We start from the raw sequence: 26,752 nt of genomic DNA, 5'->3' as shown, positions 1-26,752 counted from the left end.
CCTTGTATCTGTTTGAAAGCCTGAATCAACTGATTCAACCATACTTGCCCGAGGAGCAGATTAAGCGACTTCGGCAAGCATACCTTGTTGCGCGTGATGCTCACGAGGGACAAGCACGTTCAAGCGGTGAACCCTATATCACCCATCCTGTAGCTGTAGCCTGCATTCTGGCCGAGATGAAACTCGACTATGAAACACTGATGGCTGCACTACTGCATGATGTGATCGAAGACACCCCTGCCACCTACCAGGATATGGAACAACTGTTTGGCAAAAGCGTTGCCGAACTGGTGGAAGGGGTATCTAAGCTCGACAAACTGAAATTCCGCGATAAGAAAGAAGCTCAGGCTGAAAACTTCCGCAAAATGATCATGGCGATGGTGCAAGACATCCGTGTCATTCTGATCAAACTCGCCGACCGTACGCATAACATGCGCACTCTCGGGGCTTTGCGCCCTGACAAGCGTCGCCGCATTGCTCGCGAAACCCTCGAAATTTATAGCCCTCTGGCACACCGTCTTGGTATTCATCATCTGAAAACCGAGCTGGAAGAGCTGGGCTTTGAAGCGCTTTACCCAAACCGTTACCGCGTCATTAAAGAAGTGGTTAAAGCGGCGCGTGGTAACCGCAAAGAGATGATTCAAAAAATCCTCTCTGAAATCGATGGTCGTTTGCAAGAAGCAGGCATTCCTTGCCGCGTCAGTGGTCGCGAAAAACACCTTTATTCCATTTACTGCAAAATGACGCTCAAAGAGCAGCGTTTCCACTCGATTATGGATATTTACGCCTTCCGCGTAATTGTTCACGACATGGATACCTGTTACCGCGTTCTTGGGCAGATGCATAGCCTCTACAAGCCACGTCCCGGCCGGGTTAAGGACTATATCGCCATTCCAAAAGCGAACGGATATCAGTCCCTGCATACTTCAATGATTGGCCCACACGGTGTGCCGGTTGAAGTGCAAATCCGTACCGAAGATATGGACCAGATGGCAGAAATGGGTGTTGCCGCTCACTGGGCTTATAAAGAGCAAGGTGAAAGTAGCACGACCGCGCAAATCCGTGCCCAACGCTGGATGCAAAGCTTGCTGGAACTTCAGCAAAGCGCTGGTAGCTCATTTGAATTTATCGAGAGCGTGAAATCCGATCTGTTCCCGGATGAGATTTACGTTTTCACCCCTGAAGGGCGCATTGTCGAATTGCCTGCTGGTGCGACACCTGTCGATTTTGCCTATGCCGTACATACCGACATTGGCCATGCCTGCGTTGGTGCTCGTGTCGACAGACAACCCTATCCGCTGTCTCAGTCTCTTAGCAGCGGTCAGACAATCGAAATCATTACCGCACCGGGCGCTCGCCCGAACGCCGCATGGCTGAATTTCGTTGTGAGCTCAAAAGCCCGCGCCAAAATTCGCCAGATGCTGAAGAACCTTAAGCGTGATGACTCTGTTAGCCTCGGGCGCCGCCTGCTTAACCATGCGTTAGGTGGTAGCCGCAAGCTTGCCGAAGTTCCGCCAGAAAATATTCAGCGTGAGCTTGAGCGCATGAAGCTCGCCACGCTTGATGATTTGCTGGCTGAAATTGGCTTGGGTAACGCCATGAGCGTGGTTGTCGCGAAAAATCTGCAAGGCGAATCCCAGGCGTCTTTGCAGGCGAATGCTCTACCGCATAGCCATCTGCCTATCAAAGGTGCAGACGGCGTGCTGATTACTTTTGCTAAGTGTTGCCGCCCAATTCCTGGCGATCCGATTGTTGCCCACGTCAGCCCTGGTAAAGGATTGGTTATCCACCATGAGTCTTGCCGTAATATTCGTGGCTATCAGAAAGAAGCCGAGAAGTTTATGGCGGTTGAATGGGATAAGGAAACTGAGCAAGAGTTCCTCACTGAAATCAAAGTGGATATGTTCAACCATCAGGGTGCACTGGCAAATCTGACGGCTGCTATCAACACAGCAGGCTCAAATATCCACAGCCTGAATACCGAAGAAAAAGATGGTCGCGTCTATAGCGCGTTTATCCGTATGTCTGCCCGCGATCGTGTTCATCTGGCTAATATTATGCGCAAAATCCGCGTGATGCCGGATGTGATCAAAGTTACCCGCAACCGAAACTAGTGTTATGAATCCTCAACGTTATGCGCGTATTTGCGAGATGCTCGCCAGGCGTCAGCCTGACCTGACCGTCTGCATGGAGCAAGTCCATAAACCTCATAACGTCTCGGCGATTATTCGCACCGCAGATGCCGTGGGTGTACATGAAGTTCACGCAGTCTGGCCGGGTAACCGAATGCGCACCATGGCCTCTTCTGCTGCCGGAAGTAACTCCTGGGTTGAAGTTAAAACTCACCGCGATATTGGCGATGCAGTTGCCCATCTAAAAAGCAGCGGAATGCAAATTCTCGCCACCAACCTTTCTGATAAAGCCGTCGATTTCCGCGAAATTGATTACACCCGCCCAACCTGCATTTTGATGGGGCAGGAAAAAACAGGGATTACTCAGGAAGCGTTAGCGTTGGCAGACCAGGACATCATTATTCCGATGATCGGGATGGTGCAATCGCTCAATGTGTCCGTGGCTTCCGCACTCATTCTTTATGAGGCACAGCGCCAGCGCCAGAATGCCGGTATGTATCAGCGCGAAAACAGCACCCTGCCAGAGTCTGAACAACAGCGCCTGCTGTTTGAAGGCGGCTACCCTGTACTGGCGCGAGTCTCCCGCCGTAAAGGTTTGCCTTACCCACATGTGAATCAGCAAGGTGAAATAGAAGCTGATGCCGCATGGTGGGCCACCATGCAATCTGCGGAGTAGCCGAATGAAAGGCCGTTTGCTGGATGCCATACCGTTAAGCACGCTTGCCGGAGTGGGTGCCAGCCAGAGCGGCAAACTGGCTAAAATTGGCCTGTATACCATTCAGGATCTTCTGCTTCACCTGCCGCTTCGCTATGAAGACCGTACCCATCTCTACCCTATTAACGACCTGATACCCGGCGTATACGCCACGGTAGAAGGCGAAGTGCTGAACTGTAATATCAGTTTTGGCCGCCGCCGTATGATGACCTGCCAGATTACTGATGGTACAGGCATCCTGACGATGCGGTTTTTCAACTTCAACGCGGCAATGAAAAACAGTCTCGCAACCGGCAAACGCGTGCTTGCCTATGGCGAAGCAAAACGCGGGACGCACGGCGCGGAAATGATTCACCCGGAATACCGTATTCAGGGCGATCTCAGCACACCAGAACTACAAGAAACGCTGACGCCGGTTTACCCCACAACGGAAGGTATCCGCCAGGCTACATTGCGCAAGCTGACCGATCAGGCCCTTGAATTGCTCGATACCTGCGCCATTTCTGAATTGCTCCCGGCTGATTTGAGCAAGGGAATGATGAGCCTGCCAGAAGCATTGCGCACACTACATCGCCCGCCACCAACCATGCAGTTAGCCGATCTGGAGACGGGAAAACACCCTGCTCAACAGCGCTTAATTCTTGAAGAGTTGTTGGCACATAATCTGAGCATGCTTGCGCTACGCGCAGGTGCGCAGCGTTATCACGCGCTGCCTTTGCATAATCATGACGAATTAAAAAACCGCCTGTTGGCTGCCCTTCCGTTTAAGCCGACCGGTGCACAAGAGCGTGTCGTGGCGGAAATCGAACACGATATGGCGCTGGATGTGCCGATGATGCGCCTTGTGCAAGGTGATGTGGGCTCGGGTAAAACGCTGGTTGCGGCACTTGCAGCATTACGGGCAATCGCACACGGCAAGCAGGTGGGTCTGATGGCCCCAACGGAATTACTCGCAGAACAGCACGCTAATAACTTCCGCCAATGGTTTGCACCATTGGGTATTGAGGTTGGCTGGCTTGCAGGTAAGCAAAAAGGCAAAGCGCGAATTGCTCAACAGGATGCGATCGCCAGCGGTCAGGTATCAATGGTGGTGGGAACGCACGCGATCTTCCAGGAACAGGTGCAGTTTTCACAACTTGCACTGGTTATCATTGATGAGCAACACCGCTTTGGTGTTCATCAACGCCTGGCATTGTGGGAAAAGGGCCAGATTCAGGGCTTTCACCCACATCAGCTAATCATGACTGCTACACCTATTCCGCGCACGCTGGCGATGACGGCTTATGCCGATTTAGACACATCTACGATCGATGAACTCCCACCGGGCCGTACACCGGTAACAACCGTCGCGATTCCAGACTCACGCCGCAACGATATTATCGATCGGGTGCGCGGAGCTTGCAGTGATGAAGGACGCCAGGCGTACTGGGTTTGTACGTTAATTGAAGAATCAGAGCTACTCGAAGCCCAGGCCGCGGAAGTCACGTGGGATGAGCTAAAAATCGCCCTGCCGAATCTGAACGTCGGCCTGGTTCATGGCCGTATGAAGCCGCAGGAGAAGCAGGCGGTGATGCAGGCTTTCAAAGAAGGCTCAATTCATCTGCTGGTTGCGACAACTGTCATAGAGGTTGGTGTTGATGTACCGAATGCCAGCCTGATGATTATCGAAAACCCTGAGCGTCTGGGGCTTGCGCAGCTCCACCAGCTACGTGGGCGTGTGGGTCGTGGTGCGGTTGCATCTCACTGTGTGTTGCTTTACAAGTCGCCACTGTCGAAAACCGCACAGCTGCGTTTACAGGTACTGCGCGATAGCAATGATGGCTTCGTGATTGCTCAGAAAGATTTAGAAATTCGTGGTCCGGGGGAATTACTCGGCACACGCCAGACGGGCAATGCCGAGTTTAAAGTGGCTGATTTGCTACGCGACCAGGCGATGATCCCGGAAGTACAGCGCCTTGCACGCCATATCCATGAACGCTATCCGGAACAGGCAACCGCGCTCATTGAACGCTGGATGCCTGAAACGGAACGTTATTCAAACGCCTGATGACTTAGCCGAAGATTGGCAGCATCAGATACATTTTGATCACCAGCGCGTTAACGATATCAATAAAGAACGCACCGACCATTGGAACAACCAGGAACGCCATGTGCGATGGGCCAAAACGCTCGGTGATTGCCTGCATATTAGCGATTGCCGTAGGCGTAGCACCCAGCCCAAAACCACAATGCCCCGCAGCAAGCACTGCCGCATCATAGTTTTTCCCCATCAAGCGATAAGTTACAAAGATCGCATACAGTGCCATAAAGATGGTTTGCACCGTCAGAATCGCAAGCATAGGCAACGCCAGAGATGCCAATTCCCACAGTTTCAGGCTCATCAGTGCCATGGCCAGGAACAACGATAAGCTCACGTTGCCCAACACCGAAACCGCACGCTCAAAGACGCGATAAAAGCCCAGCAACGAGAGCGAATTACTAAGAATAACCCCGACAAAAAGCACACAAACGAAAGTCGGTAATTCAAAGCTAGTGCCCTGAATAAAATGCGCCACAAATTTACCTGCTGTCAGGCAGATGGCAATCATCGCGATGGTTTCAATCATTACCATAGAGGTAATCATGCGCCCTACCGCAGGTTTTTCGAAAGCGGTTGGGTCAATGCTATCTTCAGGTGTGCCGTTCGGTGTAGACGAGTGTTTGACCAGATAACGCGCCACCGGCCCGCCAATTAAACCACCCAGCACCAGGCCAAATGTTGCGCAAGCCATCGCCACTTCAGTGGCATTCTGGAAACCATAACGCTCGGTAAACAATTTACTCCAGGCGGCCCCTGTACCATGCCCACCAGATAACGTTATAGACCCCGCCAGTAAACCCATTAATGGATCAAGGCCTAACAGACTCGCCATACCAATACCAATGGCGTTTTGCATGACCAGCAAACCAACAACCACAATCAGGAAAATACCGACAACTTTGCCGCCCGCACGCAGGCTGGAAAGGTTGGCGTTAAGGCCGATGGTGGCAAAGAAGGCGAGCATCAAAGGGTCTTTGAGGCTCATATCAAATTCAAATTCCCAGCCGACGCTCTTTTTGAGTACCAGCAAGGCAAGGGCGATTAATAGCCCACCCGCTACCGGTTCAGGGATAGTGTATTTTTTTAATAGCGGTATGGTGTGGACCATTTTTCGGCCCAGTAACAACACGAGAGTCGCAGCAACAAGGGTAGAAAGGGTGTCGAGATAAAACATAGAAGTGCTCCTGTTTGCGCATATTTCTCACAGACGCTTTTAATTTATCCTTCACTGGAATTTCAGGTTCTAGAAAAGTCAGCAGCTGGATTTTAACCAAAAAACAGTCGAAAGTTATATAAAAAGCTCGGCATATACACTTTTTATCTTAGGAAACATCCTTGGCAAACGTTTGCTTTTAGCCTTCAGTCCGCTAAAATCACCGTTTTTTCGGCAGGGGATAATTTCTAATGTCTGTTAATGCTGTTGAGTCTGAAGATGCGCAACCGATTGCCCACGCTCGTTCCAGTGAATTGATTTACCGCCTCGAGGACCGCCCACCTCTCCCACAAACGCTGTTCGCTGCTGGTCAGCATTTATTAGCAATGTTTGTTGCGGTAATCACGCCTGCGATGTTGATTTGCCAGGCTCTGGGACTTCCAGCTGAAGATACCCAACACATTATCAGTATGTCCCTGTTTGCATCAGGTGTGGCATCAATTATCCAGATTAAAGCCTGGGGCCCGGTAGGCTCTGGGCTTCTGTCTATTCAAGGCACCAGTTTTAACTTTGTGGCACCGCTGATTATGGGTGGTATGGCATTGAAGAATGGTGGGGCTGATGTTCCGACAATGATGGCTGCACTTTTTGGCACGTTAATGCTCGCAAGTTGCACCGAGATGCTGATATCGCGCTTCCTGCACCTTGCTCGCCGCATTATCACGCCGCTGGTTTCCGGCGTAGTTGTGATGATTATTGGTCTTTCCTTAATTCAGGTTGGCCTGACATCTATTGGTGGTGGCTATGGTGCAATGAGTGACCATACATTTGGTGCACCAAAAAATCTGCTACTGGCCGGTGCGGTGCTGTTAGTCATCATTTTGCTAAACCGCCAACGTAACGCCTACTTGCGTGTAGCTTCTCTGGTTATCGCAATGGCAGTGGGTTATGCACTTGCCTGGGCGATGGGCATGCTGCCAGATGTTGCACCATCAACCAATACAGATTTAATTATGGTGCCAACGCCGCTTTACTACGGGTTGGGTATCGACTGGAATCTGCTTATCCCACTGATGCTGGTGTTTATGGTGACCTCACTGGAGACAATCGGTGATATCACAGCAACTTCCGACGTGTCCGAGCAGCCAGTTTCCGGACCACTCTATATGAAGCGCCTGAAAGGTGGCGTGTTGGCTAATGGCCTGAACTCTTGTGTTTCAGCCGTATTCAACACCTTCCCTAACTCTTGCTTTGGCCAGAACAATGGCGTTATTCAGCTTACGGGTGTTGCCAGCCGTTATGTTGGATTTGTCGTCGCACTGATGCTGATTGTATTGGGTCTGTTCCCGGCAGTCAGTGGGTTTGTACAACACATTCCTGAGCCAGTTTTAGGTGGCGCAACTATTGTGATGTTCGGCACAATCGCTGCATCCGGTGTGCGTATTGTCTCCCGCGAGCCGCTGAATCGCCGTGCGATTATGATTATTGCGCTGTCACTGGCGGTCGGTATGGGTGTTTCTCAACAGCCGCTGATTCTCCAGTTCGCTCCTGACTGGCTTAAAACCTTGCTCTCATCTGGCATTGCTGCCGGTGGTATCACCGCCATCGTGTTAAACCTGATTTTCCCGCCTGAGAAAAATTGATGTACTTCACGCGCTGGTGATTTGTTCGCGCCAGCGCGTGTTACCCCTCCTGACAATCCCATCCTTGAGCTATAACGGTAAATGGGGCATAACACCCTTACCGAAACTTCATGGGATGGAAGACAATGAAATTTCTAGGAAAGCTGATCATAGCTTTATTGGTTGTCATAATAGTGGCACTCATAGCCGCTTATTTATTACTTCAAACTCGTTGGGGAGCATCCCAGATCAGTAGTTGGGTCAACGAAAAGAGTGATTACAATTTCTCTTTTGAAGTGATCGACCACCAGTGGGCATCGCCCACTCATGTCTCGCTGAAAAACGTCACTTTCGGCCGCAAAGGCCAGCCAGCAACACTGGTGGCGCAAAATATCGATATTGGTCTGAGCTCACGTCAGTTTTCGCAGCCTTTGCACGTCGATGCGATTGTGCTGCAAAACGGAACGCTAAATATCAGCCCCAATGCTGCCCCGCTACCCTTCCAGTCCGATATGCTGCAATTGAGCGATATGGCAATCAATAGCCCCAATACTGGGTGGGACCTGCACGCTCAACGCGTCAACGGAGGCGTAAAACCCTGGCAGCCACAGCAAGGTAAGGTGCTGGGTAATACTGCTGATATTCAATTTAGCGCCGGTTCCATGACACTTAACGGAGTACCGGCTACCAACGTCTTGTTGCAAGGTGCGATTAATAACGAACAGGTGACGCTCTCAACTATCGGTGCAGACATTGCACGTGGCTCGCTCACCGGTAATGCAAACCGTCTTGCCGATGGCTCATGGCAGATTGGCAGCTTACGGCTCAACGATATCCGCCTACAAACTAATAAATCCATTACCGATTTCCTGGCCCCTCTTGGCTCTGTCCCTTCATTGAAAATCGATAGCCTCGAGGTGACAGATGCGCGTATGGAAGGCAAAGATTGGGCGATAACCGATTTAGATCTAAGTTTGCGCAACCTGACGCTGGCAAAAGGTGGCTGGCAAAGCGATGACGGGCGTTTATCGATGAATGCCAGTGATTTTATTATTGGTGCGTTGCAGCTAAATGACCCGATCGTAAATATCGATTTTAACCCGCAAACCGCAGTGATACGTCAGTTCACTTCCCGCTGGGAAAGAGGCATGGTTCGCACCTCTGGCATATGGCTGCGCAATGAAAAAAAACTGGCACTCGATGAGTTGGTTTTTGCCGGACTTGAATACACACTGCCTGCTGACTGGAAAACCCGTTGGATAGAGCCTTTACCGGAATGGCTGAATTCAGTCACGATTAAAAAGCTTTCGGCAAACCGTAATTTGATCATCGATATTGATCCCGCCTTCCCGTTCCAGCTCACCGCCTTAGATGGCACGGCGAACAATCTCGAAGTGGTGCGCAATAGCCAGTGGGGAATATGGAGTGGTAACGCCACGCTGAACGCCGCGGCCGCCACGTTTAACCGTGTGGATGTTCGCCGCCCATCCATTTCACTGAATGCTACCGACAGCCAGATATCTATTACCGAACTGAGTGCTTTTGCGGGTGAAGGGATGCTGGAAGCAACTGGCGCTATCTCACAAGCTCCGCAACGCAATGCAGCAATGAATCTTCGCGGGCGCTCGATACCAGTCAACGTGTTGCAACAATGGGGATGGCCTCCCTTGCCGCTGGAAGGCAACGGCAATTTGCAGCTTTCAGTAAGCGGTAACCTTGCAGCTCAAACACCACTGAAACCCACGGTGAATGGAACATTACAGGCGACAAGCGCCGATGGAAAACAAGTACAGCAAACCATGCAGAATGGGGAAGTACCCGGCGCATAAGCGCCGGGCTGTTACTCTTCAACTATTCTTCTTCATTGCCGCCTTCTTCAAGCGGCCCAAAAGGTTTAGCTGGCAACACCAGATACACACCTTCAAAAACAGCACCTTGCTTATCATCACCGTAGAGCTCAACTTGCAGTGCAACACGAGCTTTACGGCCACGCGCCAGACGGTCCAGATCACCGCTCAAAGAGCCTAAGTCAGCAATCGCTCCCGGTCTTCCGGTGATAGGGCTGCTATATCGAATATGCGCATCGGCAAGAATAATCGTGCCGCCCAGGTGACGCTCACGCAGCATCAACCAAATCAGCCCCCAGCCGGTGAGCGTTGCCAGTGAAAACAGGCTGCCTGCGAATAACGTCTGGTGAGGATTTTGATTGCCCGCCTCAGGCATCGTCGTGATGAATTTCTGCCCGGTATATTGCAGGATGCGCACGCCCATCTTCTCGCTAAGCGGAATGTGTTCGTACCACGCCTGTTGTAACTGCCCGCACCAGTCGGCGCGATGAAGAATATCATCCAGCGAGGCGACCGGTTTAATCATTAAAAAGTGACGAATAGGGGTAGTGGAAGGGGTGGTGATTTCACCCTGGTTCTCAAAACCGAGTTTGGCAAAAAACTCGACGGCATCTTCACGTGCGCTACATACCACACGTTTAACCCCTTCCTGGCGCGCAACAGATTCCAGCGTCATCGCCACCAGCGTACCCAAGCCTTTATCCTGCACTGATGGATGAACGGCCATAAAGCGGATCGCTGCTTCGTTATCAGCATTGATGTACAAACGGCCAATTGCAACCGGGTTACCCTCTTCATCCACCACCATTTGGTGATGAGCTAAGGCATCCCAGGCATCGCGTTCGGAGCCTTTGGGTTGATGCAACGGCTTACGTAGCATCTCCCAGCGAAACTGGTAATAGAGCTCAAGCTCTTCTTCGGTTTGCGGTACGCGAAGGTGATACATACATGTACTCTCTCTTGTTACGCGGGACCGTAAAGGCTGCGAATTCAGACCTGTAACCAAAACGTCACCGGGCCATCATTGGTCAGGCTGACTTTCATGTCGGCAGCAAAGCGCCCTGTTTCGGCAACAATGCCCTGCTGTCGACAACGTTGAACAAAGTATTCATATAACTCTTCAGCAAGCTGAGGTGCCGCGCCACAAGAAAAGCTCGGGCGCATACCGCGTTCGGTATCAGCGGCGAGGGTAAACTGCGACACCACCAGCACGCTGCCACCAGCTTGTTGAACGTTCAGATTCATTTTGTCGTTTTCATCGCCAAAAATGCGGTAACCCAAAACCCGTTCGCAAAGGCGATTCGCTTTCTGTTCGTTATCTTCTTTTTCGACACCCAATAACACTAAAAGTCCCGGGCCAATTTCACCCGTAACGACACCGTCCACGGTGACGCAAGCGTGGGTGACACGCTGTATTAATGCAATCATGGTTCTTCCAATTCTTCCTGCTGTGCTTCGACACGGAGTTTGCGGTAATCCCCGAGAGTGACAGTAATTTCGGCGCCGAGCAACACGATACACCAGGTCCAATAAACCCAGACAAATAAAATGGGGATCACAGCTAACACGCCGTAAATCAATTGGTAAGAAGGAAACATAGTGATGTAGAGGGCAAAACCTTTCTTCCCAAGCTCAAACAAAAGAGCGGCTACCAGCGAGCCAATCAGAGCATCTCGCACCGGAACTCGGGTGGTTGGAACGATGCTGTACAACATCCAGAATGACAGCCAGGAAAGCAGCAATGGAAAGATACGCAATACAATATCAATCGTGCTGTTTAAGCCCGTTACCCAGCGCAGTGAAAGTAGATACGAACTTATCGCCAGGCTAGCACCAGCCAGCAGCGGCCCTAGCGTCAAAATCATCCAGTAGACAGCAAATGAGTAAATTTTTGGCCTGGTTCGCGTGCTGCGCCAGATAGTATTTAGTGCGTTATCCACGGCATACATCAGCAGCAGTGCGGTAACGATAAGGCCACAGGCCCCTACAGCAGTCATCTTGTTGGAGTTAGCAACAAACTGTTCGATATAGCGCTGGATGATATCGCCCGTCGCGGGCAGAAAATTTGAGAAAACAAAATGCCGCAGTTGAATACTAACGTCGGCAAACATCGGAAACGCTGCAAATAGCGCAAACACTACCGCAACCAAAGGCACCAGTGAGAGCAATGACACGTAAGCAAGGTTACCTGCAAGCGTGGTCATATTATCCTGGTCAATCCGATGCCAGAGCAATTTACCCCAGGCGATACATGGCCTGAGGTGCTTGCTCGTTTTGCGGTGAACGTCTTTTATCATAGGTTTTTGGCGAAATATCCAGGTATCGTATCTTTTCCAGTCACCAAAATGCTGGTGATACCCAACTGTTGGGCTCCCTTAATATTATCGGCGTTGTCGTCAAAAAAGACCGCCTCACTCGCTGAAAAACCTTCTGTTTCGAGGAGTTTTTGATAGATCTCAGCGTCGGGCTTGCGCATCCCCATTTCCTGGGACAGATAGATTTTATCTGCCGCCAGGGCAATTTCAGGATATTCACCCGGCCAGAAATAAGTGTGTAAACGGTTGGTGTTAGAGAGCACAACGACACGATGTCCCTGCTCACGCAGCTTGTTCATGATGGCAATCACTTCTGGGCGTAAGGCAACAAAGATAGCCTGCCAGCCGGCGGAAAACTGATCAAAGCTCAACGCCATTCCCATTTCTTCGCATACCGCAGCAGCAAATTCTTCGTCGCTAATTTGTCCCCGCTCGTGGCGTTGAAACGCCTCGCCCATTACAAAGCTTTTCTGCAAATTCGCTAGTGGGACACGGCTGTAATCGCTCCAAACCCCCATTACTCGATTGAAGTCGATATCAACGATGACGTTGCCTAAATCAAAGATATACAGCATAAGCCTCTCCTTTGCGCATGGACAAATAACTGTAGCGGTAAAGGGTAGCTTTGACTATCGCTGATAAAAAACTGATCCGGGTTCTGCGAGTTATTAAGCAAAAAAAAGCCCCGCCTAAACAGGCAGGGCTTCAATGCTTTGCAGGAAAGAAACTTACGCTTCTTTGCTACCACGGCCCGCACGTTTGCGGTCGTTTTCAGTCAGGTGACGCTTACGAATACGTACGGAAGTTGGAGTCACTTCTACCAGTTCGTCATCATCGATGAATTCCAGAGCTTGCTCCAGAGACATCTTCAATGCAGGAACCAGAGTCGTTGCTTCGTCAGTACCGGACGCACGCATGTTGGTCAGTTTCTTACCGGTCAGGCAGTTTACAGTCAGGTCGTTAGAACGACTGTGAATACCGATGATCTGGCCTTCGTAAACTTCTGCACCGTGACCCAGGAACAACTTACCGCGGTCCTGCAGACCGAACAGAGCAAACGCAACCGCTTTACCCTGGCCGTTAGAGATCAGCACGCCGTTCTGACGCTGGCCGATTTCGCCTGGTTTCACGTCGTCGTAATGGCTGAATGTGGAGTACAGCAGACCAGTACCAGAAGTCATGGTCATGAACTCAGTACGGAAGCCGATCAGGCCACGTGCTGGGATCAGGTAATCCAGACGGATACGGCCTTTGCCGTCAGGGATCATGTCTTTGACATCGCCCTTACGCTCACCCATCGCCTGCATTACAGAACCCTGGTGCTGCTCTTCGATATCCAGAGTCACGTTCTCGAACGGCTCTTGCATACGACCATCGATCATACGGTTGATTACTTTCGGACGGGACACAGCCAGTTCGAAGCCTTCACGACGCATGTTTTCGATAAGCACGGACAGGTGCAGTTCGCCACGACCGGATACACGGAATGCATCCGCATCTTCGGTTTCTTCAACACGCAGTGCCACGTTGTGCACCAGCTCTTTGTTCAGGCGGTCAAGGATCTGACGAGAGGTAACGTATTTACCTTCTTTGCCACAGAACGGAGAGGTGTTGACGTTGAAGAACATGGTAACAGTTGGTTCATCAACAGACAGTGCTGGCAGCGCTTCAACATTTTGCGTATCGCAAAGGGTGTCGGAGATGTTCAGCTCGCCCAGACCGGTAATCGCGATGATGTCGCCGGCTTCAGCTTCGGTGGATTCAATACGCTCCAGACCGAGGTGAGTCAGTACTTTACCGACTTTACCGTTACGAGTTTTACCTTCGCTGTCGATGATAGTGATTTGCTGGTTAGGCTTCACTTTACCGCGTTTGATGCGACCGATGCCGATAACGCCAACATAGTTGTTGTAATCAAGCTGGGAGATTTGCATCTGGAACGGACCATCAGAGTCAACGTCTGGTGCTTTAACGTGGTCAACGATCGCCTGGTACAGCGGGGTCATGTCTTCCGCCATATCGCTGTGATCGTTACCTGCGATACCCATCAATGCTGATGCATAGATGATTGGGAAATCGAGCTGCTCGTCGGTTGCGTCGAGGTTTACGAACAGGTCGAAGACCTGATCAACAACCCAGTCAGGACGCGCGCCAGGACGGTCAACTTTGTTGATAACAACAATCGGCTTCAAACCATGGGCAAATGCCTTTTTGGTTACGAAGCGCGTCTGCGGCATTGGGCCATCCATTGCGTCAACGACCAGCAGAACGGAGTCTACCATGGACATTACACGTTCAACTTCACCACCGAAGTCGGCGTGCCCAGGGGTATCAACGATGTTGATACGGTAGTCATTCCATTTGATAGCGGTGTTTTTAGCGAGGATGGTAATCCCACGCTCTTTCTCCAAATCGTTGGAGTCCATCACGCGTTCAGTGGCTTCAGCACGCTCGTTACTGAAAGTACCAGATTGCTGCAGCAGCTTATCAACCAGGGTAGTTTTACCATGGTCAACGTGCGCGATGATGGCGATATTACGCAGATTTTCGATCACAACTTTGCCTCAGGCATTAGAAATAGCGCGTTATTGTACACGTATTAATCGAAGGACATAACAGGATCACAAAGAACTTTTACAAACAATGTAAAAAGTAATGGTTTGTGATCGCTTTCACGGAGCAAAAAAGGGAGCCACAACGAAAATTGCACCAATATGGTGCTCAAATCTCAGACTGAAGCACTACATTGGTGCAAACTATCCATCGTGGTGCAGCCCTTTTGCACTATAGTGCGCATGATAGCGCCTTTTTGGGGTAATTTAAAAGTTGGCACAGATTTCGCTTTAATCATTTCAGGGCAACAAGCCAATTCAATGACCAAATCCGGGAGAGTTAAGTATGTCCGCTGAACACGTTTTGACGATGCTGAATGAACACGAAGTGAAGTTTGTTGATCTGCGCTTCACTGACACCAAAGGTAAAGAACAGCACGTCACTATCCCTGCTCATCAGGTTACTGCTGACTTCTTCGAAGAAGGCAAAATGTTTGATGGCTCTTCAATTGGTGGCTGGAAAGGCATCAACGAGTCAGACATGGTTCTGATGCCAGATGCTTCTACTGCTGTCATTGACCCGTTCTTCGCTGATTCTACGCTGATCATTCGTTGCGACATTCTTGAGCCAGGCACCATGCAGGGTTATGACCGCGACCCGCGCTCCATTTCCAAGCGTGCTGAAGACTACCTGCGTTCTACTGGTATCGCCGATACCGTTCTGTTCGGGCCAGAGCCAGAGTTCTTCCTGTTCGACGACGTTCGTTTCGGTAGCTCTATTTCCGGTTCTCACGTTGCTATCGATGATATCGAAGGCGCATGGAACACCGGCACCAAATACGAAGGCGGCAACAAAGGCCACCGTCCTGCAGTTAAAGGTGGTTACTTCCCAGTTCCTCCGGTTGACTCCTCTCAGGACCTGCGTTCTGCAATGTGTCTGACTATGGAGCAAATGGGCCTGGTTGTTGAAGCTCACCACCATGAAGTTGCAACTGCTGGTCAGAACGAAGTGGCTACCCGCTTCAACACCATGACTAAAAAAGCAGATGAAATTCAGATCTACAAATATGTCGTTCACAACGTTGCCCATGCTTACGGCAAAACAGCGACCTTTATGCCTAAACCAATGTTTGGCGATAACGGTTCTGGTATGCACTGCCATATGTCCCTGGCTAAGAACGGTGTAAACCTGTTCGCTGGTGACAAATATGCGGGCCTGTCTGAGCAAGCGCTGTATTACATCGGCGGCGTTATCAAACACGCTAAAGCTATCAACGCCCTTGCTAACCCAACCACCAACTCCTACAAGCGTCTGGTCCCGGGTTACGAAGCTCCAGTAATGCTGGCTTACTCTGCAGCTAACCGTTCTGCTTCAATCCGTATCCCAGTAGTTGCGTCTCCGAAAGCACGTCGTATCGAAGTGCGTTTCCCGGACCCAGCGGCTAACCCGTACCTGTGCTTCGCAGCACTGCTGATGGCTGGTCTAGATGGTATCAAGAACAAAATCCATCCGGGCGAAGCAATGGACAAAAACCTGTACGACTTGCCGCCGGAAGAAGCGAAAGAGATCCCACAAGTTGCTGGCTCTCTGGAAGAAGCACTGAGCTGCCTGAACGAAGACCGCGAGTTCCTGACTGCGGGTGGCGTGTTCACTGATGAAGCTATCGATGCTTACATCGCACTGCGTATGGAAGAAAACGACCGTGTGCGTATGACTCCGCACCCAGTTGAGTTTGAGCTGTACTACAGCGTTTAATCGCTATAAAAACTCAGCGAATTTCGCGTTGCAGCAAGCCGGCAAGAGAATGAATCCCGAATCACTTACTCAAGTAAGTGATTCGGGTGAATGAGCGAAGCTAACGCAGCAGCAACGTGAAAGGCGCGGAGATTTAGTTGCCGTGGAAACTTTTGGCCCATCCTTTGATGGGCTTTTTTATCCACAAATAACCTGTTGCAGCAACGTTTTTTGCCGCCAGGAAACTATAATGCACCATCACAGTGCAAATTATCGGAGACTGCTGTATGGCAACCGGCACACTGCCCGATGCTGGGCAGATCCTGAATTCTTTAATCAACAGTATTTTACTGGTCGATGACGAGCTGGCGGTTCATTACGCCAACCCAGCGGCACAGCAACTTTTAGCACAAAGTTCGCGCAAGCTGTACGGCACACCGCTACCAGAACTGTTGAGTTACTTTTCGCTAAATGTTGGCTTGATGCAGGAAAGCCTGACCGCAGGCCAGGGTTTTACCGATAACGAAGTCACACTGGTTATTGATAGCCGCTCCCATATTCTTTCCCTGACTGCACAACGTTTACCAGAAGGTTTCATCCTGATGGAAATGGCGCCGATGGATAACCAACGTCGTTTAAGTCAGGAGCAGTTACAGCAAGCGCAGCAGATTGCCGCTCGTGATTTAGTCCGTGGGCTTGCTCACGAGATTAAAAACCCTCTCGGCGGGTTACGCGGTGCAGCACAGCTTCTGGCTAAAGCCTTACCGGACCCATCGCTCACTGAATACACCAAGGTGATTATTGAGCAAGCCGACCGCTTACGTAATCTGGTCGACAGGCTTTTAGGCCCGCAACAACCAGGCATGCACGTCACAGAAAGTATTCATAAAGTCACCGAGCGGGTGATGAAACTGGTGTCAATGGAGTTGCCAGCGAATGTCACTCTGATAAGAGATTACGACCCAAGCTTGCCGGAACTGGCGCACGACCCGGATCAAATTGAACAGATTTTACTGAATATTGTGCGGAACGCGCTTCAGGCGCTGGGCAGTGAGGGGGGCGAGATAGTGTTACGTACGCGAACCGCTTTTCAGCTTACTCTGCACGGCACTCGCTATCGCCTGGCTGCACGTATTGATATTGAAGACAACGGTCCGGGTATTCCGGCCCATCTGCAGGACACACTATTCTACCCAATGGTGAGCGGACGTGAGGGAGGGACAGGTTTAGGTCTTTCTATTGCACGCAACTTGATCGATCAGCATTCGGGAAAAATCGAATTTAACAGTTGGCCAGGTCATACCGAGTTTTCGGTTTACCTGCCTATTCGTAAGTAGAGGTCTTTATGCAACGAGGGATAGTTTGGATCGTTGATGACGATAGCTCCATCCGTTGGGTGCTGGAACGCGCACTGACAGGGGCGGGTTTAAGCTGCACCACATTTGAGAGCGGCAATGAAGTTCTGAACGCTCTTGCAACCAAGACCCCGGACGTATTGTTATCTGATATCCGCATGCCCGGCATGGATGGCCTGGCGCTGCTTAAGCAGATTAAACAGCGCCACCCGATGTTACCGGTCATCATAATGACGGCTCACTCAGATCTAGAAGCTGCCGTAAGTGCCTACCAACAGGGCGCATTTGATTACCTGCCAAAACCTTTTGATATTGATGAGGCAGTTGCACTCGTTGAGCGCGCTATCAGTCACTATCAGGAACAGCAGCAGCCGCGTAATGTGCAGGTTAACGGGCCAACCACCGATATTATCGGCGAAGCGCCAGCGATGCAGGATGTGTTTCGCATTATTGGCCGCCTCTCCCGTTCATCAATAAGTGTGTTGATTAACGGTGAGTCTGGTACCGGTAAAGAGTTGGTAGCCCACGCTCTACACCGCCATAGCCCGCGCGTGAAATCCCCTTTTATTGCGCTGAACATGGCCGCAATCCCAAAGGATTTGATTGAGTCTGAACTGTTCGGCCATGAGAAAGGCGCGTTTACCGGCGCTAATCAAATTCGCCAGGGCCGTTTTGAGCAGGCCGACGGCGGCACGCTGTTCCTCGATGAAATAGGTGATATGCCGCTGGATGTGCAAACTCGTTTGCTGCGCGTGTTAGCTGATGGGCAGTTTTACCGCGTTGGGGGCTATGCGCCGGTGAAAGTTGATGTGCGAATTATTGCCGCGACACACCAGAACCTTGAGTTACGCGTGCAGGAAGGGAAATTCCGTGAGGATTTATTCCATCGCCTGAACGTGATTCGTGTTCATCTGCCACCACTACGCGAACGCCGTGAAGATATTCCGCGCCTGGCTCGCCACTTCTTGCAAGATGCGGCCAAAGAATTGGGTGTGGAAGCAAAGTTGCTTCATCCTGAAACAGAAAACGCCTTAACGCGTCTGGCCTGGCCCGGAAACGTGCGCCAACTGGAAAACACCTGTCGCTGGTTAACCGTCATGGCTGCCGGCCAGGAAGTATTGATTCAGGATTTGCCTGCCGAGTTATTCGAGACAACCATTCCCGATAGCCCGGCGCATTCTCAATCCGACAGTTGGGCGACATTACTGGCGCAATGGGCAGACCGCGCATTACGTTCCGGTCATCAGAATCTACTCTCTGAAGCTCAGCCAGAAATGGAGCGCACACTGCTAACAACGGCGTTGCGTCATACGCAAGGCCACAAGCAGGAAGCGGCTCGTTTACTTGGCTGGGGGCGAAATACCCTGACGCGTAAGCTCAAAGAGTTGGGAATGGAATAGAAAAGCCAGGAGTGATAATCCAGCGCCATCCGGTATTTACTGGTGAACGACGCTGGATTACCACCCTATAACGTTAAAAAAATCATCTGTAGGTCGGATAAGCCTGCGCCATCCGACACCAATCAGATAACGCGGGAGAATTGTTGCAGTCGTGCTTTCTGGCGCAAGTAACTATCAAAACACATGCAGATATTACGAATTAGTAAACGACCTTTTGCTGTAACCTGAATGTGTTTTTGATTGATATCCACCAGCCCATCTTTCGCCAGTGGCGCCAACAATTTCAGATCTTCTGCGAAGTACTCGGCAAAATTCAGATCCCAAAGCTGCTCGATTTCCGCAAAGTTGAGTTGGAAGTTACAAATCAGCGCCTTAATAACATCACGGCGAATGCAGTCATCACGGGTTAGCGCCAGGCCACGCCACAACGCTTCGCCCTGGCTATCTACCTGTTGATAATAGGTTTTAAGCTCTTTCTGGTTCTGCGCATAACAGTCGCCAATCATGCTTATGGCAGAAACCCCCATCCCCAGTAAGTCTGTATCGCCCTGAGTGGTGTAGCCCTGGAAATTACGGTGCAACTTACCTTCACGCTGTGCAATCGCCAGTTCGTCATCTGGCCGTGCGAAATGGTCCATGCCAATAAATTGGTATCCGGCATCGGTCAGCGAGCTAATGGTTTCTTGCAAAATATCGAGTTTTTGCTGAGCGCTCGGTAAGTCTTCGTCTTTAATTTTGCGCTGCGCCGCAAACAGTGTCGGTAAGTGCGCGTAGTTAAAGACACTTAAACGGTGCGGGCTCAGTTCTGCAACACGCTTGAGCGTAAAGGCAAAGCTTTCCGGGGTCTGTTTTGGCAGGCCGTAAATGAGGTCGATATTCGTCGAGGTGAAACCAAGTTCACGAGCACGCTGAATCAGCGCGAAGATAAACTCTTCATCTTGTTCACGGTTAACCAGGCGCTGCACTTCTTTGTTGAAGTCCTGCACGCCCATGCTCAGGCGAGTAAACCCTTCCTGACGCAAATGGTCGAGCACATCGAGCTCAATTTCACGCGGATCGATTTCAATGGAAAGCTCGGCATCTTTATCGAAATGGAAATGACCCCGTAGAAGCCCCATCAGACGGCTTATCTGCGCTTTACTAAGATAAGTTGGAGTACCACCGCCCCAATGCAACTGACTGACGTGACGGCCTTTAAAGAGCGGCGCACGGTGGGCTATCTCTTGTTCCAGCGCATCAAGGTATTGATCGGCCTTATGCGTCTGGCGAGTGACGATTTTATTGCAGCCACAGAAGTAGCAAAGCTTGTGGCAGAAAGGGATATGGATATACAACGATAGCGGGCGCTCAGGATAACGAGCAACCGCTTCAAGAAATGCCGCCTCACCGAAGCCTTCAGAGAACTCCAGCGCGGTTGGATAAGAGGTATAACGCGGCCCTGAATAATTATATTTCTGGATCAGGGCCAGATCCCAATCGATTAACTGCTCAGACATTCTCACTTCCTCCGGTGATGCCGCATTCGTTGACGGCGCAACGATTTTTGCAATCGCGACAACCGCCGTAGTTTAACGAATAACCACAGCAGATAACACACCAGCGGAATAACCACGATAAGAACAGGTAATCCCATTGAGGTAGACCGTTAGTCAGTACCTTTGAGTAGACGCATCAAATCATCGCCTTTCTCTTTTTCTTCTTCATCTTCGTCATCTTCATAGGCGATGCCGAGTTCTGCCATCAGCGCATCAATGCGGTCAAGTTTAGCGTTAACCCAAGCCTGCTCTTCTGCGTTGAGTGTTTCACCTTCTTCAAGACGTTCCAGCAGCGCATCCAGGCGCTCATCGTTCTCCAGCAAATCCAGTTCAGCCTGTGGTGTTAGCATAGGTTTCTCGACTTTAGGTTTGTGCTGTTTAGGTTTTTTGACCTGGACTTCAGTTACGCCCAGGGCGATTGGTTTTTTACTGCCAATACGCGGATCTTTAGCCTGAGTACTGCCACTTCCACTTTTTGCCTGGGTGCCGCCTGTTGCGCGGCTACCCGCTGCATGCCCACTGTGTTTTTTATCGCGTTTACGGTCACGAGCTTCGCGATCGATCTCTTCACGTGTTTTGCGACGAGTTTTTGAAGGTTTAGAGCCAGGTGCTGCTGAGTTTTGTTGCTTCATAATAAATTATCTTGAGCCATTTTTATTCAGTATAGAATTGCGGCGGAATCTAGCAGAAAGCAAGCAAAGAAAAAAGGCGGCAGGTTAACCTGTCGCCTTTTTCTTGTCTTTGGACCCTTCATAGGTCACACAATCCCTGTTTGCACTCGACGCCCTGTCTTTCCCTTGCAAACAACTTCCGTGTAATTCCTTGTCCCTTTTAAACGTCTCCTGACGTTGCCTCCTGGCATTTTCCTGGTTCTTCGCCATCCTGGCGATCCTGAACCCTCATCCTGAGTTGCTATCCTTTGTGGCTATCCTTTGCCTGTGCCGCTTACTTTACTCTTAGCGCTTGATTCCACAAGATTAGTATTTGAGTTAAGTCAGTGATGCAATCAAACGATACAACCATAACTATATGTTATGTAAAAACTTTTAATTATGTCTGCATCCTACAACACTGCGTTATCTGTCAATACGAATGGTCAATGTCTTACAAACCTCGGGCGGATTTCTGTAATCCTGTAAGCCTTACCGAGAAACACGGCGTTTTCCCCATGTTCAGGTATAATCCCCCACAATGCTCATCCTGAGGGAGACAACCGTTTTGACAAACTGGAATTATCAACTGACCCACTTCGTGCTTAGCGCACCGGACATTCGCCATTTACCTTCTGATACCGGTATTGAGGTTGCTTTCGCAGGCCGCTCCAACGCAGGGAAATCCAGCGCATTAAATACGCTGACCAACCAGAAAGCACTGGCTCGTACCAGTAAAACACCTGGCCGTACTCAGCTCATCAACCTGTTTGAAGTTGCTGAAGGTAAACGTGTGGTGGATTTGCCGGGTTATGGCTACGCCGAAGTACCGGAAGAAGTAAAACTGAAATGGCAGCGCGCGCTTGGCGAGTATCTGCAAAAACGTAATAGCCTGAAGGGATTAGTTGTCCTGATGGATATCCGTCATCCACTGAAAGACCTTGATCAGCAAATGATTAACTGGGCTGTTGCGAGCAACATTCCAGTAATGCTGCTGTTAACCAAGGCTGACAAGCTGGCATCTGGTGCTCGTAAAGCACAGCTAAAGATGGTTCGCGAAGCGGTGGTAGATTTTGGCGGCGATATTCAGGTAGAAGCGTTTTCGTCACTGAAAAAGATCGGTGTCGATGTACTGCGTCATAAGCTTGATGGTTGGTATAACGATATTCCACCAGCAACCGAAGAAGATGATGTAGAAGAAGACGACGAAACATCCGGCGAATAAAAAGATGCATGGGTTCGCCCGTGCTTTTCCTTATTTTCCTGACTTGCGCGCAATAAAAAACGCCCCAGTCATTACTGACTGGGGCGGCTAAAATATTCAGCCAAATCCGATTACGTGAAGTAAAAGGTCTGAAAGATAGAACATCTTACCTCTGTACCCTACGCAAATAACTCTACTCCTTTTTATTCGGTTGAAAAAGCATTTTTTGTAGTTTTTTTTCACCCTTTACACTCCGATATTGAAGCGTCATCACAAAAAGCTATGAGTTATGTTGCTTAGTTACATAAATCGCCTTATTTAGTGAGCCTCATCCCAATTTGCGCCACTTCCAACTTCCACCAGCAATGGCACATCTAGCTTCATACTGCCTTCCATCAGTTCGTGGATTTTCTTCGAAACCACTTCCAGATCGTCCTGATGAACTTCAAACACCAGTTCATCGTGTACCTGCATGATCATTTTTACACGCGGCTTTTCTGTTTCCAGCCAGGCATCAACGGCAATCATTGCGCGTTTGATAATGTCTGCCGCCGTACCCTGCATTGGAGCATTGATTGCCGCACGTTCAGCACCAGCACGACGAGCAGCATTACTGGAATTGATATCCGGTAAATACAAGCGGCGGCCATCCAGCGTTTCGACATAGCCTTTATCTTTCGCCTGCATACGGGTGCGTTCCATATACTCGAGCACTCCCGGGTAACGTTCGAAATAGAGATCCATATACTTCTGTGACTCTTTACGCGGGATATTGAGCTGGCGTGACAGACCAAACGCGCTCATACCATAAATCAGGCCAAAGTTAATCGCCTTAGCGCTGCGGCGCTGTTCGCCTGAAACGCTATCCAACGGCAGTCCAAATACTTCTGCGGCTGTCGCGCGGTGAATATCTTTACCTTCCGAAAATGCAGTTAGCAGCCCTTTATCGCGGGATAAATGCGCCATGATGCGCAGTTCGATTTGCGAGTAGTCGGCAGAAACAATCAGATAATCTTTTGGCGCAATAAAGGCCTGACGAATACGGCGACCTTCTTCATTACGCACCGGAATGTTTTGCAGATTCGGCTCTGTAGAAGAAAGACGACCGGTCGCTGCTACAGCCTGATGATAAGAGGTATGTACGCGCCCGGTTTTCGGGTTAATCATCAGTGGCAGTTTATCGGTGTAAGTCGATTTCAGTTTTGCCAGGCCACGATGCTCAAGAATAACTTTAGGTAGCGGGTAATCCAGAGCGAGCTCTTCCAGCACTTCTTCAGAAGTCGACGGTGCACCACCAGGCGTTTTCTTCAGCGGCTTAATACCTTGCTTTTCAAACAGAATAGTTTGCAGCTGCTTTGGAGAAGAGAGGTTAAAGGCTTCGCCCGCGATTTCATGAGCGGTGATTTCCAGCTCCGCAAGGCGTTTGGTGAGCTGCTCAGAATGTGTATGCAGCACGGCTGGATCGATTTTCACGCCATTGCGTTCAATACGGGACAGCACTGGCACCAATGGCATCTCAATATTTTTAAAGACGCTAAGTGGCCCTTCGCGCTTTTCGAGTTGCGGCCACATCTTCAGGTGCAGCTGCAAAGTAACATCCGCATCTTCTGCGGCATAACGCCCAGCCTGTTCCAGATCTATTTGGTTAAAGGTCAGCTGCTTTTTACCCTTGCCAGCAATCTCTTCAAAAGTGATGGTTGTGTGCTTCAACCAGCGAGAAGACAAGCTATCCATATCATGGCGTCCCGCGACGCTATCAAGAATGTAAGACTCGAGCATGGTATCGAAGGCAATGCCACGCAGTTCGATATCATAGTTTTGCATGATGCCACGGTCATACTTGAGGTTCTGCCCGACTTTAAGAACGCTTTCGTCCTCAAGCAATGGTTTCAACAGCTCAAGCGCTCGCTCACGTGGAATTTGTACTGGAGCATCTAAATAGTCATGTGCGACAGGGATATAGCAAGCAACGCCCGGCTCAGTGGCAAATGAAAGGCCGACCAAATTCGCACTGACGTTGTCCAAGCTGTCGGTTTCGGTATCAAAGGCAATAACTGGCGCTTTTTTCAGGCGGGCAATCCACTCTTCGAGCACGCTTTCTTCGAGAATGGTGACGTAGTTTTCATAAGAAAGCGCGTTTGCAGGCTCTTCCGGTTCAACTTCAGCTTCAATCTCTATCGGTTTCGTGGATTGTGTTGCAGGTTTTGCCCCCTTAACTTGCATCCACTTGCCTGCTTCAACGTCAGTAATCCAACGTTTAAATTCATATCGTTTGAACAAGTCGAGAAGCTCTTCATCTGCCGGTTGCTGCACTTCTAACTGTTCACAGCCCAACTCAAGTTCTACATCTGTTTTGATGGTGGCCAATTGATAGGAGAGGTAAGCAAGATCTTTGCTTTGCTCAAGCTTCGCTGCCATGGTTTTCGCGCCACGGAATGTCAATTCTGCGATTTTTTCTGGGTTGGCATATAGCGTATCCAGGCCACCTAAACCTTGCAGCAGTGCCTGAGCAGTTTTCTCACCAACACCCGGCACACCAGGGATGTTATCTGAGGAATCGCCCATCAATGCCAGGAAATCAATGATCAGTTCTGGGGGAACGCCATATTTGGTACGGACTTCATCCGGACCAAGAATGGTGTTGGTCATGGTGTTGATTAGCGTAACGCCCGGCGTAACCAGTTGCGCCATATCTTTGTCGCCGGTACTGATAAGCACAGGGCGACCAACGCGTTCGGCTTCCAGCGCCAGCGTACCGATAACATCGTCGGCTTCCACGCCTGAAACAGCAAGCAGCGGCAGGCCCATGGCTTTCACCATGGCGTGCAGGGGTTCTATTTGCGCACGAAGATCGTCTGGCATTGGCGGACGGTGAGATTTGTAATGCTCGAACAGCTCATCACGGAAGGTTTTGCCTTTAGCATCAAAAACCACTGCCGCGTGGGTCGGTTGATACTGCAACAACAGACTGCGCAGCATATTCAGCACACCGTACATTGCCCCGGTCGGTTCACCTTTGCTATTGGTCAGCGGTGGAAAGGCGTGATAGGCACGATAGAGATAAGATGAGCCATCAACGAGGATAAGTGGGTTTTGCGCGATCTGAACCATAATGTTCCGTTCCGTGACTGGTTTTTTAGTTTATGGCTAAAGGATGCCATAGCCTGGCTGAAAACATGAACTTTTGAGGAAGATAAGGTGAAAAGTTTTGTTGATCTTCGAGATCGCCCTCAAGATCAATATTGTGGATAAGTTTGTGCATAATTCTTTAAGCAATTGATTTCGTAGCTCAGAGCAAATCCAAACAACAGTAAATAATGTTAATTTTCAATCAATTAAATTTCAATCGTTCTCTCAGGTGGTATTTATTGCGTGATCGATAAATGTGGATATAAAAATTAATTATGTTATAGATCGATAATATTGAAAACCGATAGTACCGCGTTTATTAATCCACTTATTAGTTACCTCATTCGAGATAATTTTCTGATAAAATTCACCATCTATTATTCTTCCCCCAGCATCTGACTCTCTCTAACCACCTGAAAAATTTACTTATGTCGAGATTATTCGCCGCGATAACGTTGATTCTGAGTGTCGCTCTTACCATTCTGGTCACTATAGGCTGCTCAGTTCCGATTATTGTCGCTGGCATCATTAAGTTGCTACTACCTGTTCCCGCCATCTGGCGCTCAATCTCGGTATTTGCTGATTTTATGATGTACTGCTGGTGTGAGGGTTTGGCTTTCCTACTCAAGCTGAATCCGCATTTGAAATGGGATGTGGAAGGGCTGGACGATCTCAGTAAAAAAAACTGGTACTTACTGATTTGCAATCACCGGAGCTGGGCAGATATCGTCATTTTGTGCGTGCTGTTTCGTAAACATATCCCGATGAATAAGTACTTTTTAAAGCAGCAACTCGCATGGGTGCCGTTTATGGGTCTGGCTTGCTGGGCTTTGGATATGCCTTTTATGAAGCGTTATTCGCGCGGCTATCTACTACGCCACCCGGAACAGCGTGGTAAAGATGTTGAAACAACCCGCCGTTCTTGCGAAAAATTCCGTTCTCATCCAACAACGATTGTGAACTTTGTCGAAGGCTCAAGGTTTACTAAAGAGAAACGTTTACAGACCCGATCAGCCTTTCAAAACCTACTTCCACCTAAAGCTGCTGGTATCGCAATGGCGCTCAACGTATTGGGGAAACAGTTCGATAAGCTGCTCAATGTGACGCTCTGCTACCCTGAAAATTCGCAAAGCCCGTTCTACGATATGTTAACCGGCAAAATGACCCGGATCGTAGTGAGAGTTTCGCTTGTGCCGATTGCAGAGGATCTGCATGGAGACTATGTGAATGACAAAGGGTTTAAACGGCGCTTTCAACAATGGTTGAATGCGGTGTGGCATGAGAAAGACGCTTTACTTACGAGTATCAAATGACTAGTCCTGATATAA

At 49.8% G+C, this 26,752-nt stretch carries 20 protein-coding genes; 10 read left to right on the top strand and 10 right to left on the bottom strand.

From position 1 onward, the window contains the following. Positions 1-2 precede the first annotated feature (2 nt). The 3 genes from spoT to recG are packed head-to-tail and all read left to right on the top strand — an operon-like array spanning position 3 to position 4,894. Positions 3-2,114 carry a bifunctional GTP diphosphokinase/guanosine-3',5'-bis pyrophosphate 3'-pyrophosphohydrolase gene (gene spoT / locus M979_RS17790; RefSeq protein ID WP_034461477.1) on the top strand — a complete coding sequence of 704 codons (2,112 nt, stop codon included), beginning with the start codon at positions 3-5 and terminating at the stop codon, positions 2,112-2,114. 4 nt (positions 2,115-2,118) lie between these two features. Next, positions 2,119-2,808, top strand: a complete 690-nt coding sequence (gene trmH, locus M979_RS17785; protein WP_064555921.1) for a tRNA (guanosine(18)-2'-O)-methyltransferase TrmH — start codon at positions 2,119-2,121, stop codon at positions 2,806-2,808. Positions 2,809-2,812: 4 nt separating this feature from the next. Further along, complete coding sequence (gene recG / locus M979_RS17780) at positions 2,813-4,894, top strand: ATP-dependent DNA helicase RecG (protein WP_034461479.1); 2,082 nt, start codon at positions 2,813-2,815, stop codon at positions 4,892-4,894. A gap of 4 nt (positions 4,895-4,898) precedes the next feature. On the opposite strand, the gene gltS is transcribed toward recG, so the two are convergent. Next, the gene (gene gltS, locus M979_RS17775) at positions 4,899-6,101 is read right to left on the bottom strand and encodes a sodium/glutamate symporter (protein ID WP_034461480.1); all 1,203 of its coding nucleotides are present in this window, start codon (positions 6,099-6,101) and stop codon (positions 4,899-4,901) included. A gap of 230 nt (positions 6,102-6,331) precedes the next feature. On the opposite strand from gltS, the gene M979_RS17770 reads away from it, so the two are divergent. Together M979_RS17770 and M979_RS17765 are read left to right on the top strand one after the other, a co-directional pair. After that, a complete protein-coding gene (locus tag M979_RS17770) occupies positions 6,332-7,723 on the top strand; it encodes a nucleobase:cation symporter-2 family protein (protein WP_034461481.1) in 1,392 nt (463 codons plus the stop codon). Positions 7,724-7,848: 125 nt separating this feature from the next. Further along, a complete protein-coding gene (locus M979_RS17765) occupies positions 7,849-9,531 on the top strand; it encodes an AsmA family protein (protein WP_064555920.1) in 1,683 nt (560 codons plus the stop codon). 22 nt (positions 9,532-9,553) lie between these two features. Here M979_RS17765 and fabY read toward each other — a convergent pair whose 3' ends face one another. The 5 genes from fabY to typA form a co-directional block, all read right to left on the bottom strand. Further along, positions 9,554-10,495, bottom strand: coding sequence for a fatty acid biosynthesis protein FabY (gene fabY / locus M979_RS17760; RefSeq protein WP_034461483.1), 942 nt, complete (start codon positions 10,493-10,495; stop codon positions 9,554-9,556). 44 nt (positions 10,496-10,539) lie between these two features. Continuing rightward, a complete protein-coding gene (gene dtd / locus M979_RS17755) occupies positions 10,540-10,977 on the bottom strand; it encodes a D-aminoacyl-tRNA deacylase (protein ID WP_034461484.1) in 438 nt (145 codons plus the stop codon). Next, positions 10,974-11,846, bottom strand: coding sequence for a virulence factor BrkB family protein (locus tag M979_RS17750; RefSeq protein WP_064555919.1), 873 nt, complete (start codon positions 11,844-11,846; stop codon positions 10,974-10,976). Before M979_RS17750 ends, dtd begins: the two co-directional genes overlap by 4 nt. Further along, positions 11,843-12,439: a glucose-1-phosphatase gene (yihX, locus tag M979_RS17745; protein WP_064555917.1), complete on the bottom strand. Its 597-nt coding sequence runs from the start codon at positions 12,437-12,439 to the stop codon at positions 11,843-11,845. The genes M979_RS17750 and yihX overlap by 4 nt, the downstream gene beginning before the upstream one ends. 153 nt (positions 12,440-12,592) lie before the next feature. Continuing rightward, positions 12,593-14,419, bottom strand: coding sequence for a ribosome-dependent GTPase TypA (gene typA / locus M979_RS17740; RefSeq protein WP_034461487.1), 1,827 nt, complete (start codon positions 14,417-14,419; stop codon positions 12,593-12,595). A gap of 343 nt (positions 14,420-14,762) precedes the next feature. Here typA and glnA point away from each other — a divergent pair, with 343 nt between their 5' ends. From glnA to glnG, 3 genes are all read left to right on the top strand, one after another. Next, entirely contained in the window at positions 14,763-16,172 is a 1,410-nt protein-coding gene (gene glnA, locus M979_RS17735; protein WP_034461488.1) for a glutamate--ammonia ligase, read from the top strand. 266 nt (positions 16,173-16,438) lie between these two features. Further along, a complete protein-coding gene (glnL, locus tag M979_RS17730) occupies positions 16,439-17,488 on the top strand; it encodes a nitrogen regulation protein NR(II) (RefSeq protein WP_034461489.1) in 1,050 nt (349 codons plus the stop codon). Positions 17,489-17,496: 8 nt separating this feature from the next. Continuing rightward, positions 17,497-18,906 carry a nitrogen regulation protein NR(I) gene (gene glnG / locus M979_RS17725; protein WP_034461490.1) on the top strand — a complete coding sequence of 470 codons (1,410 nt, stop codon included), beginning with the start codon at positions 17,497-17,499 and terminating at the stop codon, positions 18,904-18,906. Between the two features lie 122 nt (positions 18,907-19,028). On the opposite strand, the gene hemN is transcribed toward glnG, so the two are convergent. Both hemN and yihI read right to left on the bottom strand, forming a co-directional pair. Further along, on the bottom strand, positions 19,029-20,402 hold the full coding sequence (hemN, locus tag M979_RS17720; protein ID WP_064555915.1) for an oxygen-independent coproporphyrinogen III oxidase: 1,374 nt from the start codon (positions 20,400-20,402) through the stop codon (positions 19,029-19,031). 149 nt (positions 20,403-20,551) lie between these two features. After that, on the bottom strand, positions 20,552-21,073 hold the full coding sequence (gene yihI / locus M979_RS17715) for a Der GTPase-activating protein YihI (RefSeq protein ID WP_034461492.1): 522 nt from the start codon (positions 21,071-21,073) through the stop codon (positions 20,552-20,554). A gap of 586 nt (positions 21,074-21,659) precedes the next feature. Between yihI and yihA the strand changes: the two genes are divergently transcribed. Beyond that, the gene (yihA, locus tag M979_RS17710) at positions 21,660-22,316 is read left to right on the top strand and encodes a ribosome biogenesis GTP-binding protein YihA/YsxC (protein WP_034461502.1); all 657 of its coding nucleotides are present in this window, start codon (positions 21,660-21,662) and stop codon (positions 22,314-22,316) included. A 96-nt stretch (positions 22,317-22,412) separates the two neighbouring features. Here yihA and spfP read toward each other — a convergent pair whose 3' ends face one another. Both spfP and polA read right to left on the bottom strand, forming a co-directional pair. Then, positions 22,413-22,460 carry a small protein SpfP gene (gene spfP / locus M979_RS24135; RefSeq protein ID WP_071892919.1) on the bottom strand — a complete coding sequence of 16 codons (48 nt, stop codon included), beginning with the start codon at positions 22,458-22,460 and terminating at the stop codon, positions 22,413-22,415. A 153-nt stretch (positions 22,461-22,613) separates the two neighbouring features. Beyond that, on the bottom strand, positions 22,614-25,406 hold the full coding sequence (gene polA / locus M979_RS17705; protein WP_064555913.1) for a DNA polymerase I: 2,793 nt from the start codon (positions 25,404-25,406) through the stop codon (positions 22,614-22,616). 446 nt (positions 25,407-25,852) lie between these two features. Here polA and M979_RS17700 point away from each other — a divergent pair, with 446 nt between their 5' ends. Then, a complete protein-coding gene (locus M979_RS17700; protein ID WP_064555911.1) occupies positions 25,853-26,737 on the top strand; it encodes an acyltransferase in 885 nt (294 codons plus the stop codon). Positions 26,738-26,752 lie beyond the last annotated feature (15 nt).

Origin of the sequence: Buttiauxella noackiae ATCC 51607, from assembly GCF_001654865.1 — a bacterium.
Lineage (GTDB): Bacteria > Pseudomonadota > Gammaproteobacteria > Enterobacterales > Enterobacteriaceae > Buttiauxella > Buttiauxella noackiae.
This window is presented reverse-complemented; position numbering and strand designations above follow the sequence as displayed.